The organism is Streptomyces sp. NPDC001493 (genome assembly GCF_053597235.1).
In genome coordinates, this window is record NZ_JBSFHV010000002.1 from 413356 (window position 1) to 427306 (window position 13951).

Below are 13951 nucleotides of genomic sequence, written 5' to 3' on the forward strand. Positions count from 1 at the left end.
CGGGCCACACCGGCTCGATCAACACCCAACGGAAGGGAGCATGATTCGGATGGCCGACTCCGAGAGGTCCGAGGACCGGGACAGCGAAGTTCCGGACCCGAGCGCCCGAGACATCGAGGGCAAGGCGGGTCCCGAGCGCGCTGACGCGGACACCCCTGACCCTGAGGAGCCGCATCACGGTGTCCCGTCGTGGCTGACGTGGATCAAGCCGAGTATCGAAGCGATCACCGCGATCGCCGGACTCGTCGCACTGATCCACGGCCTGGTCAACGGCAACGGCGGATGAGGTCTGCAGCCTCACCCGCCGTCTGATGCCGAAGCCGGCTCGGACCCGCGTTCTAGATTCCACTCCGGGACGCGGGTCCCCTTTTCGTTTCGACGTATCGGTGGAGGACGACCCGAGAGCCTACCGGGGCGGCCTCACATGCGTTCAGCATGGCGCTGACGCTCCAACATTGCCTTGAGTGACAGGTAAACCGAAACGCATTCTGACCCTAAACGATACCGGCGCTTCGATGCCATCAGAGCTTCGTGCGATTCAGGCTTCGCCTCGTATCCCGCTCCTGCCTGGACCTGACCCTAAACGGTACCCCGAATGACTGAAAGTTGGAGAGAGGAAGTAACAGCCCATGGCACGCGGTGCCGCGAAATTCGACGCAACCATCCTCCGGCAGCTACGCGCGAGTAGGGAGGTGAACGGGCGGCTCCTCAGCGCCGTTGAGCTCGCTGAACTGCTAGGGACGTCCAAGGCGCGGGTTCTCGCCTACGAGCACGGGTCATCGGTTCCGGAGCCTGGGCGCGTGGCCGAGATCGCGGCGATCTTCAAAGTCAACGCGCGTGAGTTGTATGAGCCACTGCCCGACGGTTACATGGACCAGCTCAAGGACCTCCGCAGCTACGCCGGCCTCACCGCTGCCCAACTGGCGTCGATGATCGGTGTCAGCAGGACCACCTATCGTGAGATAGAGCGGCTGGCCATACTGCCCGCGAGGCACGACGGCACTCTCCCCCTGCAGATCGCGAACGCGCTGGCTCTTCCCCTCGGCATGATCCATCGAGCCTTGGACCACCATCCGGCGGCTGCCGAGCGTCGCTCCCGCATCGCCGAACACTTGGTCCGGATCTTCGAACGAGCCGCGGTGCCGCACGGTCCAACGGCTGTCGCCCCAGAGCACGAAGAGGTTCTCCAGCTCTCTGCGCACTTCAGGCGCCCCGCCAGCGTGGTGTGCCGCCTGCTCAACTACGACCTGGGACGCTACCGGGCCCTGCTCAAGCGGTACAAGACCACTGAGATAGAGCTCGCCTACGAGCAGAGCACCATGAAGCAGGAGGGATTGCGAGCACTGCTGTCCGACCTGAGCAACCAGATCGAGCGGCGGCCCCACGACGTCGCCTCGTCCCAGCTCCGCTTCCTCGCCGAGGCCATGAGCGGGCAGCAGTGGCGGACGATGGTGGACCTGGCCCAGCGAAACGGCAGGCAGTACAGCCTGGACGACATGGGCGACCCTCGCACGGGATACCTGTGGGAGGGCCTGCTGGAACGCAAGTTCGTCACCTTCGACCCGAGCCCGACCGGACTAAATGTGCAGGTCACCGCATACGGACTGGAGAATTGCCTGAGCCGGAGCGCGTACTACCGGTGTCTGTACCCCCGGATGCAGGTTCCGCCCACGGTCTTCCGCCGAGCGTCCCAGCTGCAGAGAAGCCGACGAACCGGAGGCGCTCGCAACGCCTGGACCTCTTCGTGAGCGATGCGAGGGCGTCGCCGAGTACCTCAGCTGTCCATCGGCCCGACCGGCCGAGCCAGGTCACGAGGCACGCGGGATCGCCGGCCCCCTGTCGGTACCCCTACGCTCAAGAACCACGACGCGAGAGCGATGTCCTGCCGCACAACAGTTCTGGCCGACGCACGGTGCCCATGTGGACAACGAAAACCCCCTGACCACGTTCTCGCAGGTCAGGGGGTTCTGTACAGGTGGAGCCTAGGAGATTCGAACTCCTGACATCTGCCTTGCAAAGGCAGCGCTCTACCAACTGAGCTAAGGCCCCGAACAACAAACGCCACCACTAGCCATCCGCACGTGGAGCGCCCGTCGCAGACCAGAGTACCGGGTCCCGGCGGGATTCCCGCAAAGAGATGGGGACTCCCGGGGGACGACCACTCTCCGTAAGATGTCCGACTAGGTTCGCAGCAGCGAAGGGGAGGCGTGATGGACGCAGCGCAGCAAGAGGCAACCGCAAGAGCCAGGGAACTCCAGCGCAGTTGGTACGGGGAGCCGCTCGGCGCGCTCTTCCGCCGGCTGATCGATGATCTTGGCCTGAATCAGGCCCGGCTCGCGGCTGTACTCGGGCTGTCCGCGCCCATGCTGTCCCAGCTGATGAGCGGCCAGCGGGCCAAGATCGGCAACCCCGCGGTGGTCCAGCGCGTCCAGGCGCTCCAGGAACTCGCGGTCCAGGTCGCGGACGGCAGCGTCAGCGCGGGCGAGGCCGCCGACCGGATGGACGAGATCAAGAAGTCCCAAGGAGGATCGGTTCTGTCGAGCACCGGCCAGGCCACGGCCAACGGCGGAGCACCCACCGTCCGCCGGGTCGTCCGCGAGATCCAGTCGCTGCTGCGCTCGGTATCGGCGGCCGGGGACATCATCGAAGCGGCCGACTCCCTCGCCCCGACCCACCCCGAACTGGCAGAGTTCCTCCGGGTGTACGGCGCCGGTCGCACCGCGGACGCCGTCGCGCACTACGAGGGACACCAGAACTAGGGTCGCGCCCGGCACCGGGGTCGCGCCCGGCCCGCCGGGCGCAGCACCAGCACCGGCCGCACAGCGGTGCCGGGGACGCGCTCGACGCCCCTGGCACCCGGGTGCGACCGGCCGCACCCTGGGTTCCGGCACCCGGCACCCGGCACCATCCGGCACAGGACTGGAGCGGACAGAGCGCAATGGGTGAGGTATTCGCCGGCCGGTACGAACTGGTCGATCCGATCGGACGCGGTGGCGTGGGCGCCGTCTGGCGCGCCTGGGACCACCGGCGCCGCAGGTACGTCGCGGCCAAGGTGCTCCAGCAGAGCGACGCGCACACACTGCTCCGCTTCGTGCGCGAGCAGGCGCTGCGCATCGAGCATCCCCACGTCCTCGCGCCCGCCAGCTGGGCCGCCGACGACGACAAGGTCCTGTTCACCATGGACCTGGTCAGCGGCGGTTCACTGGCCCATGTCATAGGCGATTACGGCCCGTTGCCGCCGCACTTCGTCTGTCTCCTGCTCGACCAGCTGCTGTCGGGGCTGTCGACCGTGCACGCCGAAGGCGTGGTGCACCGCGACATCAAGCCCGCCAACATCCTGATGGAGGCGACCGGTTCGGGCCGTCCGCACCTGCGGCTGTCGGATTTCGGCATCTCGATGCGCAAGGGTGAACCCCGGCTCACCGAAACCAACTACGTGGTGGGAACCCCGGGTTACTTCGCGCCGGAACAGATGATGGGTGCCGAGCCGGACTTCCCCGCCGACCTCTTCGCGGTGGGGCTGGTCGCCCTGTACCTCCTCCAGGGCCAGAAACCCGACTCACGGGCGCTCATCGAGCACTTCGCCGCCCACGGCACCCCCGGCGCCCCGCAGGGCATTCCCGAGCCCCTCTGGCAGGTGCTCGCCGGGCTGCTCCAGCCGGATCCGCAGGCCCGGTTCCGTACCGCGACCGGTGCGCGCAAGGCCCTCGCCGCGGCGGTGGAGATGCTGCCCGAGCCCTTGGCCGGCGAGGAGCCGGTGGAGGTGTTCGACCAGATCGGGCCGCTGCCGGACGGATTCGGCCCGGACGGCCCGCTCAACAGCGCGCTCCACAACCCGTACGGCGGCCCGCCCCCGGGTTCGCCCGACGCCCCCAGGAGCGCTCCTCCCGGCGGCCAACTCCCGCACCAGGCACCCCCGGTGTCCATGTCGGAGACCGGCAGCTTCCACCTGGCCCCGCCGCCCGTCCCGTCGTCGTGGCCCGCCGCCCCGGCGCCCGGCCCGGAGGCGGCCGCCCAGGCGCCCTTCTCGGCCACCGCCGCCACGGCCGCGGGGCACCCCGGACCGGCCCCGACCCGCGGCTACACCGCGCCCCACGGGCACCCTGCGGCCCCTGTCCCGGCCCCGGCGCCCGCCGCGCACCCGCACGCCGTACCACCGGCCCCTGCGGCCCGTACGACCCGGCCGGGGCCGTCCCCGAAGGTGGCGGTCCCGGTGCTGGTGGTCGCGCTGCTCTGCTTCGCCGTCGGCATCTGGGCGCTCACCCAGGCCTGAACGGGGCCGGGTTCACCCGCCGGAGCCCGTCCACGGCAGCCCGCCCGCCACCGGAGCCCGTCCACGGCAGCCCGCCCGCCACCGCTGCCCGGCCCGCGGCTACCAGCCCTGCGGCGGCCCTCCGTACGGCGACGGCCGCCCGGCCGCCCCGGCCACCGGCGCCTCCGCCCGGCGGCGGGCCAGCAGCGTCCAGACACCGAGCCCCAGCACCAGCACCGTCCCCGCGCCGATCCCGGCCACACCGACCAGCCGCATGGTCGCGCTCCGCGCGGCCTGCGGCGCGCTCTGCCCGCTGCGCGCCATGTCCCGGTCGGCGTCGCTGACGCCGAAGATCCCCGCGTCACCCGCGTACGGGGAGGGCTGCGCCTCGTTCTCCACCTGGACCGTCAGCGTCAGCTTGACCGGGCCGGCACCGTACTCCTTCGCCACCTTGGGGCTGAGCCCGACCGCCACGTAGTACCAGCCGGCGAACCGCATGCCGGAGACACCGGCCGCCGAGGCGTAACGGTTGCTCCAGCCCACCGGGGGAAGCGGGTCGAGGGAGACGGATGCGGGCCGTCCCGAGTACGAGAGGACCTCGCTCTCCACGTGACCGCGCGCGGGGTTCGCCAGCGAGAGCGAGAGCGCGTTGCCGAGGAAGGTGGTCGAGGCGTTGTTGTTGCTGAGTTCGGCCGTGACGTGGAGCTGCTGCCCCCAGTCGACCGGGACCCGGTAGAAGCGGGTCTGGCCGGGCGAGACGGTGTCCTTCCACTCGCCCGGTTCCAGCCCGGTCGCGTCGTTGAAGCCGGTGCCGCCGGACCGGGCGGCCCGGGGCGCCGACGTGGGCAACGGGGCGGGCGGCTCGGAGGCGAACTCCGATGGTGCGACGGTGGGTTGGGAGCCGGCCGCCTTCAGCGCGGGCTCGACGTCGTGGCGGATCTCCAGGTCCCACGCCTCGGCGGAGGAGGTCTCCTTGCCCTTCCGCTCGATCAGGACGTCGTACGCGCCCGCCTCCTGGCAGTACGAGCTCCCCTCCTTGACGGTCCGGACCGCGTAGGCGGACAGCGGACGGGCGAACTCCGCCGACCCGACCAGGGCGTCGCCCGAACCGCACTGCGCGTCGTTCCGGTCGCGGACGGACACGGTGATCCCGTCGCCGTAGGCGACCGCCTCATCCGGCGACCTGGGCACCGCGACCGCCGAGACGTACGCGTCCGAGGCGGCGTCCAGATTCACCCGGTAGTAGAGCTTCTCACCGGGCTCGATCGAGCTGCGGTAGACCGAACCGGCGTCCAGCACCGGTGCGTCGGCGTTCGCCACGGTCCCGGTCACCCGCTTCGCGCCCGGATCGAAGGCGTACGGGGCCGGGTCGGCCGCGTACGCCGGCCCGGACAGCGCCACCACCGCGCACACCGCGGCGAAGGCCGCCGACGCCGCCCGGCCGCCCCTGCCGATCTGCCTCTTCACGCGCTCCCCCTCGTCGTCCCGGCGACCGCCCGCGCCCCGGCCCGTACCCGTACCCCGCACGTGGCCTCGCCCGGCGCCACCGGAGCTTCCGCCCCTGGTGCGGTCACGATGCGCGTCCATCCTGCCCCGGGGGCCCCGCCGCTGTCTGCGACCACAGCGGATCGGTGCGATCGGTGCTGTCTCCCGGTACGTACCGCGTGGTCGGGCACCGGACCCGGACAGCACGAAGCCCCGGCCGCTCGGCGGCCGGGGCTTCTCACAGACTGCGTCGTCTCACACGCCCGAACCTGCGGGCACGGAGTCGGTCGCCTCCGTCCACAGATCCTGCTCGGCGCGATCCGCCTGGATCTGGCGGTACACGAGGAGCCCGCCGATGGCGGCCAGTGCGACCAGGAGAAGCTTCTTCACCGCGCGACCTCGTCTTTCCTAGGTTTTAAGGGACTTCTGCCGCCCGACTATACACACCGGCCGATACCGATCGGTGACCTCCCCGGGCCCCCGCCGCGGGCCCCTCCCCGGGCGATCCGCGAGTCCGCCGGGCCTCTCGGACGAGCCCCTGAAATGCCTCCCGACGACCCCTCGGGCAGGTCCCGGAGCGTTCCACCAGCCCGGTTGCACCATACGAGTGGTGTTCATCAGAAGATCGGCGCACCGGTGGCGTCGGTCCCAGAAATACGCTTCCACATCCACATCATCAGAAAGGTAAGCAAACCGGACCACCTGAAAGTGAGGGGCCATGAGCGCCTTCAAGGTCAAGAACCTCTGGACAGCCTTCATCACCGCCTTCTTCGCCCTCCTCGCCTCCCTCGGCCTCGCCGCGGCGAACGCCTCGGCCACGGAGCAGCAGCCGACGCACACGAACCAGGAGCAGACGGGTGCGACCGCGGCAACCGCGACCACCCCGTCGGTGCGATGGACCCTTCCGCGTGACCGGGCGCTGCCACCCACGATGAAGCAGCGCATCCGCGCCGAGGCGCACGGCTCCTCACCCGCCACCAGGCACCTGCCCGCCGACACCGCGAACGCCACCGGAACCGAAGCAGCCCGCACCAACTACGGTGCCACGGAAGGCGAGTCCCCCCTCCCGCCTCCCTGATCGGCCCCCGCACCACCCCAGACTTCAGGCCCCCGGCCCGGTACCCACCGGCCGGGGGCCTTCCCGTGCGCCCGGCACCCCTGGACGGCCTGGGGGCCCGGCGACGCACCGACCGGAGCTGAGTAGCCGTGCTCATGCGCGCCGTCCGGCACCCGAGCACGCTGGAAGACGCACGGCAGGAAGGCTCGGCAGGCGAAGGGGTGGGTTGCTGTGGGGCAGGGGCAGGGACGACCGTCGGCCGGCGAACAGGCCGCCATCAGCGTGGTTCTCTTCGTCGTCGACCTGATCGTCATCGGCTGGCTGGTGTTCCGCTACGGAATGACCGGCTGGGCCGACTCCTACGACGGCGTCAACCCGCCCGACGCCCCCCACGAGGCCGTGCGCGCGACGTGGCTCCTGTTCGGCGCCGCGATCGTCACGGGCGGCGGCTTCCATCTCCTGCGCTGGCGCACGTGCGGCACCGTGCAACTGCTCGTCCTGGGCGCCGGAGCGGCCCTCCTCGCCAGCCTGGCCGCCGGCGGGTAGCCCCGCGGGTAGCCCGCCCGCCCCTCCCCGTACACACGACCGCGCGGGCCGGGCCGGCCCTCCTCACCGAAAGGCGCGACGTGCTCTCCCGCCGCCTCGGCGAAGCGGCCGGCACCTTTCACTTCTTGGTCCTGCTGACGCCCTTGGCGATCTGGCTGACCCGAGGCTGGGAGATGCCGAGGGCGTCGGCCACCTCGGCCAGGGACCGGGTTTCCCGAAGAGTGACGACGGCGTCCTGGCGAACCGCTCGGAGCTCCGACTGAAGCGCGGGGAGGCTGTCGAGAACGGCCCCGACGGCACGAGCGCGCTCCATGGGGTCGGCGATCTCGGCGAGGCGGGCTATGGCGGCTCGGATGGCGGCAGTGCCGTCGAAGGTACCTGACATGGCTTGAGGGTGCCCCTTGGCGTCCGTGCGGCGCCAAGTCCGCGACGGCGGGCTCTGCCACAGCGTTCCGCGCGGGACGCCGCCCCCGCCCGGCGGGAGGCTCCGCACGACGGGCGCTCCCCGGCGGCGCCCGGCGGTGAGATGCCGCGGCCCGAAGTCCCGGCAGCGTTCGCCGTACCCCCGGAAGGACCAATCCCCCGGCGCCCCCGACCGCATACGCCGAAGGCCCCTCACCGTTTCCGGTGAGGGGCCTTCGTACTGGTGGGGCTAACAGGATTTGAACCTGTGGCCTCATCCTTATCAGGGATGCGCTCTAACCAACTGAGCTATAGCCCCGCCGCGCTGCTGCGCTGACTTCTGAAGATTAGCGCACGTCGGGGCCAGTCCCAAAATCGATAGCCCGCGGGCTACTCGTCCTCGGCCAGCGTGAGCTCCACGCCGCCCACGAAACCCGCCGACAGGTTGTAGATGAAAGCGCCCAGCGTCGCCAGCGCGGTGGCCAGCACCACATCGATCACCGCGATGACCGACGTGAAGATGAGGACGCGCGGCAGCGAGAGGAACGACTGCAGATCGAAGCCGTTGCTCTCGTTGGAACCCGTCGCCTCACTGATCGTGCCGCCCACGGTGGAGAAGACGCCCATGGCGTCCATCACCATCCACAGGACCGCGGCCGCGACCACGGTGCAGATGCCGAGCGCGATGGAGAGCAGGAAGCTCACCTTCATCACCGACCAGGGGTCGGCCTTCGACACACGCAGCCGTGCCTTACGGGTACGCGGAGTGGTCCGCGCCCCCGTCCGCGGCAGGCGCACTCCCTGCCCGCCGGTGGCCCCTCGGCCACCCGCCGGCGATTCGTACGCCTGCGGCGGGTGGTAGGGACCCGCCGTTCCTTGCGCGGGCTCCCGCTCCCCGGGCAGCGGCCCGTTCGCGTAGCCCTCGTACTGGGGCTGCGGGCCCCGAGTGTCCGTCACAGTGCCCCCTTGGGAGTCCGTGGCAGGGCCACGGGCACCGTTCGCTCCGTCTCCAGAAGCGGCCGAATCGGCGCCCGTGGCTCCACTCACGCTCTACTCCTCGTGCTCCCCGGTCGAGGGCTCCGTGCCCTCGACAGTGCCCTCGGTCAGAACCTCGACCGATGCCTCGTCCGAACCGTCCGCCTCGGAGGTCCCATCGACCTCTTCCGCCTCACGGCCGGCCTCGGCGTTGCGCGCGATGCCGACGACGGCATCACGCTTGCCCAGATTGATCAGTTGGACGCCCATGGTGTCACGGCCCGTCTCCCTGACTTCATTGACTCGCGTGCGAATCACACCACCGCCGAGGGTGATGGCGAGGATCTCGTCCGTCTCCTCCACCACCAGGGCCCCCACGAGCGACCCGCGGTCCTCGACGATCTTGGCGGCCTTGATGCCGAGGCCGCCACGACCCTGGACGCGGTACTCGTCGACGGGGGTGCGCTTCGCGTACCCGCCGTCGGTCGCGGTGAAGACGAACGTACCGGGCCTGACGACGTTCATCGAGAGGAGCTCGTCGCCCTCGCGGAAGCTCATCCCCTTGACGCCCGAAGTGGCGCGGCCCATCGGGCGCAGCGCGTCGTCCGTCGCGGTGAACCGGATCGACTGGGCCTTCTTGCTGATCAGCAGCAGGTCGTCCTCGGCCGACACCAGCTCGGCGCCGATCAGCTCGTCGTCGCTGCCGTCCGCGGTCTCCCGCAGGTTGATCGCGATGACACCGCCGGAACGGGGCGAGTCGTAGTCCTTGAGCGCCGTCTTCTTCACCAGGCCGCCCTTGGTGGCCAGGATCAGGTAGGGCGCCGCCTCGTAGTCGCGGATCGCGAGGATCTGGGCGATCCGCTCGTCCGGCTGGAAGGCCAGCAGGTTCGCCACGTGCTGCCCGCGCGCGTCCCGTCCGGCGTCCGGGAGCTCGTACGCCTTCGCGCGGTAGACCCGGCCCTTGTTCGTGAAGAACAGCAGCCAGTGGTGGGTCGTCGACACGAAGAAGTGGTCGACGATGTCGTCTTCCTTGAGCTTCGTGCCACGAACGCCCTTGCCGCCGCGCTTCTGCGAGCGGTAGTCGTCCGTCTTGGTGCGCTTCACGTAGCCGCCACGCGAGATCGTGACGACGATGTCCTCTTCCTGGATCAGGTCCTCGATGGACATGTCTCCGTCGAAGGGGACCAGCTTGGAACGCCGGTCGTCGCCGAACTTCTCGACGATCGCCGCCAGTTCCTCGGCGACGATCTGCCGCTGCCGCTCGGGCGAGGCCAGGATCGCGTTGTACTCGTTGATCTTCGCCTGGAGCTCGTCGTGCTCGGCGGTGATCTTCTGGTGCTCCAGCGCGGCCAGCCGGCGCAGCTGCATCTCCAGGATCGCGTTCGCCTGGATCTCGTCGATCTCCAGGAGGCCCATCAGGCCCTCACGCGCGATCTCCACGGTCTGGCTGCGCCGGATGAGGGCGATGACCTCGTCGATGGCGTCCAGGGCCTTCAGGAGGCCACGCAGGATGTGCGCCCGCTCCTCCGCCTTGCGCAGCCGGAAGCGGGTGCGCCGGACGATGACCTCGATCTGGTGCGTCACCCAGTGGCGGATGAACGCGTCGATCGAGAGGGTGCGCGGCACCCCGTCGACGAGCGCCAGCATGTTGGCGCCGAAGTTCGTCTGGAGGTCGGTGTGCTTGTAGAGGTTGTTCAGCACGACCTTGGCGACCGCGTCGCGCTTGAGCACGACGACCAGACGCTGACCGGTCCGCGACGAGGTCTCGTCGCGGACGTCGGCGATCCCGCCGATCTTGCCGTCCTTGACCAGGTCGGCGATCTTCTGCGCGAGGTTGTCCGGGTTGGTCTGGTACGGAAGCTCCGTGACGACCAGGCACTGACGGTTCTGGATCTCCTCGACCGCGACGACCGCGCGCATCGTGATGGAGCCGCGACCGGTGCGGTACGCCTCCTCGATGCCCTTGCGGCCGACGACCAGGGCGCCGGTCGGGAAGTCCGGGCCCTTGATGCGCTCGATCAGAGCGTCCAGGAGCTCCTCGTGCGAGGCCTCCGGGTGCTCCAGGTACCACTGGGCACCCGCGGCGACCTCGCGGAGGTTGTGCGGCGGGATGTTGGTGGCCATACCGACGGCGATACCGGCGGAGCCGTTGACGAGCAGGTTCGGGAAGCGCGCCGGCAGGACCGTCGGCTCCTGGTTCCGTCCGTCGTAGTTGTCCTGGAAGTCGACGGTCTCCTCGTCGATGTCCCGGACCATCTCCATGGACAGCGGCATCATCTTGCACTCGGTGTACCGCATGGCGGCGGCCGGGTCGTTGCCCGGGGAACCGAAGTTGCCGTTGGAGTCCACCAGCGGCATGCGCATCGACCAGTGCTGCGCGAGGCGCACCAGGGCGTCGTAGATCGAGGAGTCGCCGTGCGGGTGGTACGTACCCATGACGTCACCGACGACGCGGGCGCACTTGTAGAAGCCCTTCTCGGGGCGGTACCCGCCGTCGTACATCGCGTACAGCACCCGGCGGTGGACGGGCTTGAGGCCGTCCCGTACGTCGGGGAGCGCACGCGAGACGATGACGGACATCGCGTAGTCGAGGTAGGAGCGCTGCATCTCCGTCTCGAGCCCCACGGGCTCGACACGCATGCCCACACCGGCCGCGGCGGGCTGTTCTTCCGGTGTCACAGGGGTGTTCTCGTCGGCCATTGCTGGTCAAAGTCCTTTCGAGCGGCGGCTTGCTTGTACGGCCGACTCAGATGTCGAGGAAGCGGACGTCCTTGGCATTGCGCTGGATGAACGAGCGCCGTGCCTCGACGTCCTCACCCATCAGCACCGAGAAGAGGTCGTCGGCCTGCGCCGCGTCGTCGAGGGTGACCTGGCCGAGCACCCGGTGGTCGACGTCCATCGTGGTGACGCGCAGCTCCTCGGCGTTCATCTCGCCGAGACCCTTGAAGCGCTGGATCGAGTCTTCCTTGATCCGCTTGCCGTTCTGCTTGCCGAGCGCCACCAGGGCGTCCCGCTCGCGGTCCGAGTACGCGTACTCGAAGTCGTCCCGGCCCCACTTGATCTTGTAGAGCGGCGGGCGCGAGAGGTAGACGTGACCGGCCTCGACCAGCGGACGCATGAAGCGGAAGAGGAACGTCAGCAGCAGGGTGTTGATGTGCTGGCCGTCGACGTCGGCGTCCGCCATCAGGATGATCTTGTGATAGCGGAGCTTCTCGATGTCGAAGTCCTCGTGCACCCCGGTGCCGAACGCCGAGATCAGCGCCTGGACCTCGGTGTTCTGGAGGATCTTGTCGATCCGGGCCTTCTCGACGTTCAGGATCTTGCCCCGGATCGGCAGGATCGCCTGGTACATCGGGTTACGGCCCGACTTCGCCGAACCACCGGCGGAGTCACCCTCGACGATGAAGATCTCGCACTTGGTGGGGTCGTTCGACTGGCAGTCGGAGAGCTTGCCCGGCAGCGACGCCGACTCCAGCAGACCCTTGCGGCGGGTCAGGTCGCGCGCCTTGCGGGCCGCCACCCGGGCGGTCGAGGCGGCGATGCCCTTGCGGATGATGTCGGCGGCTTCGTTCGGGTTCCGGTCGAACCAGTCGGTGAGCTGCTCGTGGACGACCTTCTGCACGAAGGTCTTCGCCTCCGTGTTGCCCAGCTTGGTCTTCGTCTGGCCCTCGAACTGCGGCTCGCCCAGCTTCACCGAGATGATCGCGGTCAGACCCTCGCGGACGTCCTCGCCGGTGAGGTTGTCGTCCTTCTCGCGGAGCAGCTTCTTGTCGCGCGCGTACCGGTTGACCAGCGAGGTCAGCGCGGCGCGGAAGCCCTCTTCGTGGGTACCGCCCTCGTGCGTGTGGATCGTGTTCGCGAAGGAGTACACGCCCTCGGTGTACTGCGTGTTCCACTGCATCGCGATCTCGGCCGAGAGGAGGCGGTCCTTGTCCTCGGCCTCGATGTCGATCACCGACTGGTGGATCAGGTCGCCCTTGCGCGAGTTCAGGTACTTCACGAAGTCGACGATGCCGCCCTCGTAGTGGTACGTGACCGTGCGCGCCGGCGGCTCCTCCGCGGTGGCGGTGGCCTCGGCCTCGTCGGCACCCACGGTCGCCTTCGCCGACTCGCGCTCGTCGGTGAGCTTGAGCGTGAGGCCCTTGTTGAGGAACGCCATCTCCTGGAAGCGGCGCGCGAGGGTCTCGAAGGAGTACTCGGTGGTGTCGAAGATGTCGCCGTCGGCCCAGAAGCTGACCGAGGTACCGGTCTCCTCCGTGGCCTCGTGCTTCGCCAGGGGCGCCGTCGGCACACCCAGCTTGTAGTCCTGCGTCCAGCGGTAGCCGTCGGTCTTCACCTCGACGGCGACGCGGGTGGAGAGGGCGTTGACGACGGAGACGCCGACGCCGTGCAGACCGCCGGAGACGGCGTAACCGCCGCCGCCGAACTTGCCGCCCGCGTGCAGGACCGTCAGCACGACCTCGACCGCGGGCTTGCCCTCGGAGGGCACGATGCCCACCGGGATGCCGCGGCCGTTGTCGACGACCCGGACGCCGCCGTCGGCGAGGATCGTGACGTCGATCGTGTCGGCGTGCCCGGCGAGAGCCTCGTCGACGGAGTTGTCGACGACCTCCTGCACCAGGTGGTGGAGTCCACGCTCACCGGTCGAACCGATGTACATGCCAGGTCGCTTGCGGACCGCGTCCAGTCCTTCGAGGACGGTGATCGCGCTGGCGTCGTACGAGGCGGTGACCTCGCCGTGTTCGCCGGCTGTGGACGGGTTGTTCTCGTTGGGGTTGCCGGAATCGGCCACGAAGCGCCCTTTCTGGCACAGCACAGGCCGTTCTCCGGCAGGCGGGAGCGGCTGCGTCGTTCGGCTGGTAATCGACGACACCCGCTCAGTAGCGGGATTGTTCATCAGTCTACCGCTAGCGCCGACCCGAATGGGGGTTTGGCGGTACCTGAGTCCGCATGTGCCGCCCTCAACCAGCGGCTGACGACTCCCCATATTCAGGACGGGGCTCTGAGAGGCTCACACGGGCATTGAGCGCTTCTGGCTGTCAACCCTCCGCTACGGTGAGGGACACCCGCTCGGCCCCCGGAGGTTTCAACCCCCGCACAACGGCACAAGTCGGAAGCCCCCCAGGTCACCGGAGCAGGCCGGGCGGTACGGCCCCCGGGCAGCGCGAAGAGCCCGCCGGCTGTGCCGCGGGTGTGCTCGCTTCAGGACTGCTGGCCGAGAAAGCCCAGCTCAC

Annotated in this window: 12 protein-coding genes and 2 tRNA genes; 6 read left to right on the forward strand and 8 right to left on the reverse strand. The window is 69.4% G+C overall.

Features of this window, described 5'->3' with window-relative positions; all coding sequences use genetic code 11:
• The first annotated feature begins 49 nt into the window (after positions 1-49).
• Both ACWCWD_RS04350 and ACWCWD_RS04355 read left to right on the forward strand, forming a co-directional pair.
• Entirely contained in the window at positions 50-286 is a 237-nt protein-coding gene (locus ACWCWD_RS04350; protein WP_450770134.1) for a hypothetical protein, read from the forward strand.
• Positions 287-629: 343 nt separating this feature from the next.
• On the forward strand, positions 630-1748 hold the full coding sequence (locus ACWCWD_RS04355; protein WP_450770136.1) for a helix-turn-helix domain-containing protein: 1119 nt from the start codon (positions 630-632) through the stop codon (positions 1746-1748).
• Between the two features lie 228 nt (positions 1749-1976).
• On the opposite strand, the gene ACWCWD_RS04360 is transcribed toward ACWCWD_RS04355, so the two are convergent.
• A tRNA-Ala gene (locus tag ACWCWD_RS04360) sits at positions 1977-2049 on the reverse strand.
• Positions 2050-2210: 161 nt separating this feature from the next.
• Here ACWCWD_RS04360 and ACWCWD_RS04365 point away from each other — a divergent pair.
• A complete protein-coding gene (locus tag ACWCWD_RS04365; protein ID WP_450770138.1) occupies positions 2211-2759 on the forward strand; it encodes a helix-turn-helix domain-containing protein in 549 nt (182 codons plus the stop codon).
• Between the two features lie 179 nt (positions 2760-2938).
• Positions 2939-4273 carry a serine/threonine-protein kinase gene (locus ACWCWD_RS04370; protein ID WP_450770140.1) on the forward strand — a complete coding sequence of 445 codons (1335 nt, stop codon included), beginning with the start codon at positions 2939-2941 and terminating at the stop codon, positions 4271-4273.
• Positions 4274-4372: 99 nt separating this feature from the next.
• Here the strand turns inward: ACWCWD_RS04370 and ACWCWD_RS04375 are convergent, their stop codons facing one another.
• Positions 4373-5719 carry a hypothetical protein gene (locus ACWCWD_RS04375; RefSeq protein ID WP_450770141.1) on the reverse strand — a complete coding sequence of 449 codons (1347 nt, stop codon included), beginning with the start codon at positions 5717-5719 and terminating at the stop codon, positions 4373-4375.
• Between the two features lie 273 nt (positions 5720-5992).
• Positions 5993-6127, reverse strand: coding sequence for a DLW-39 family protein (locus ACWCWD_RS04380; RefSeq protein WP_003958712.1), 135 nt, complete (start codon positions 6125-6127; stop codon positions 5993-5995).
• A gap of 328 nt (positions 6128-6455) precedes the next feature.
• Between ACWCWD_RS04380 and ACWCWD_RS04385 the strand changes: the two genes are divergently transcribed.
• Together ACWCWD_RS04385 and ACWCWD_RS04390 are read left to right on the forward strand one after the other, a co-directional pair.
• The gene (locus ACWCWD_RS04385) at positions 6456-6815 is read left to right on the forward strand and encodes a DUF6344 domain-containing protein (RefSeq protein ID WP_450770142.1); all 360 of its coding nucleotides are present in this window, start codon (positions 6456-6458) and stop codon (positions 6813-6815) included.
• A 210-nt stretch (positions 6816-7025) separates the two neighbouring features.
• Positions 7026-7340 carry a DUF6234 family protein gene (locus tag ACWCWD_RS04390; protein ID WP_450770143.1) on the forward strand — a complete coding sequence of 105 codons (315 nt, stop codon included), beginning with the start codon at positions 7026-7028 and terminating at the stop codon, positions 7338-7340.
• Positions 7341-7458: 118 nt separating this feature from the next.
• Here ACWCWD_RS04390 and ACWCWD_RS04395 read toward each other — a convergent pair whose 3' ends face one another.
• The 5 genes from ACWCWD_RS04395 to gyrB all read right to left on the reverse strand — a co-directional run bounded on the left by ACWCWD_RS04395 (position 7459) and on the right by gyrB (position 13533).
• The gene (locus ACWCWD_RS04395) at positions 7459-7725 is read right to left on the reverse strand and encodes a sigma factor-like helix-turn-helix DNA-binding protein (RefSeq protein ID WP_450770145.1); all 267 of its coding nucleotides are present in this window, start codon (positions 7723-7725) and stop codon (positions 7459-7461) included.
• A gap of 259 nt (positions 7726-7984) precedes the next feature.
• Positions 7985-8061: transfer RNA gene (locus ACWCWD_RS04400), tRNA-Ile, on the reverse strand.
• Positions 8062-8132: 71 nt separating this feature from the next.
• A complete protein-coding gene (locus ACWCWD_RS04405) occupies positions 8133-8699 on the reverse strand; it encodes a DUF3566 domain-containing protein (protein WP_387368196.1) in 567 nt (188 codons plus the stop codon).
• Positions 8700-8792: 93 nt separating this feature from the next.
• Complete coding sequence (gene gyrA / locus ACWCWD_RS04410; protein ID WP_450770147.1) at positions 8793-11417, reverse strand: DNA gyrase subunit A; 2625 nt, start codon at positions 11415-11417, stop codon at positions 8793-8795.
• Between the two features lie 46 nt (positions 11418-11463).
• On the reverse strand, positions 11464-13533 hold the full coding sequence (gene gyrB, locus ACWCWD_RS04415) for a DNA topoisomerase (ATP-hydrolyzing) subunit B (protein ID WP_450770148.1): 2070 nt from the start codon (positions 13531-13533) through the stop codon (positions 11464-11466).
• Positions 13534-13951: the final 418 nt, after the last annotated feature.

What these genes read in the sequence shown, in the direction of transcription:
- ACWCWD_RS04350 (WP_450770134.1), top strand. Translation starts at nt 50, where the DNA reads ATGGCCGACTCCGAGAGGTCCGAGGACCGGGACAGCGAAGTTCCGGAC.
- ACWCWD_RS04355 (WP_450770136.1), top strand. Translation starts at nt 630, where the DNA reads ATGGCACGCGGTGCCGCGAAATTCGACGCAACCATCCTCCGGCAGCTA.
- ACWCWD_RS04365 (WP_450770138.1), top strand. Translation starts at nt 2,211, where the DNA reads ATGGACGCAGCGCAGCAAGAGGCAACCGCAAGAGCCAGGGAACTCCAG.
- ACWCWD_RS04370 (WP_450770140.1), top strand. Translation starts at nt 2,939, where the DNA reads ATGGGTGAGGTATTCGCCGGCCGGTACGAACTGGTCGATCCGATCGGA.
- ACWCWD_RS04385 (WP_450770142.1), top strand. Translation starts at nt 6,456, where the DNA reads ATGAGCGCCTTCAAGGTCAAGAACCTCTGGACAGCCTTCATCACCGCC.
- ACWCWD_RS04395 (WP_450770145.1), bottom strand. Translation starts at nt 7,725, where the DNA reads ATGTCAGGTACCTTCGACGGCACTGCCGCCATCCGAGCCGCCATAGCC.
- gyrA (WP_450770147.1), bottom strand. Translation starts at nt 11,417, where the DNA reads ATGGCCGACGAGAACACCCCTGTGACACCGGAAGAACAGCCCGCCGCG.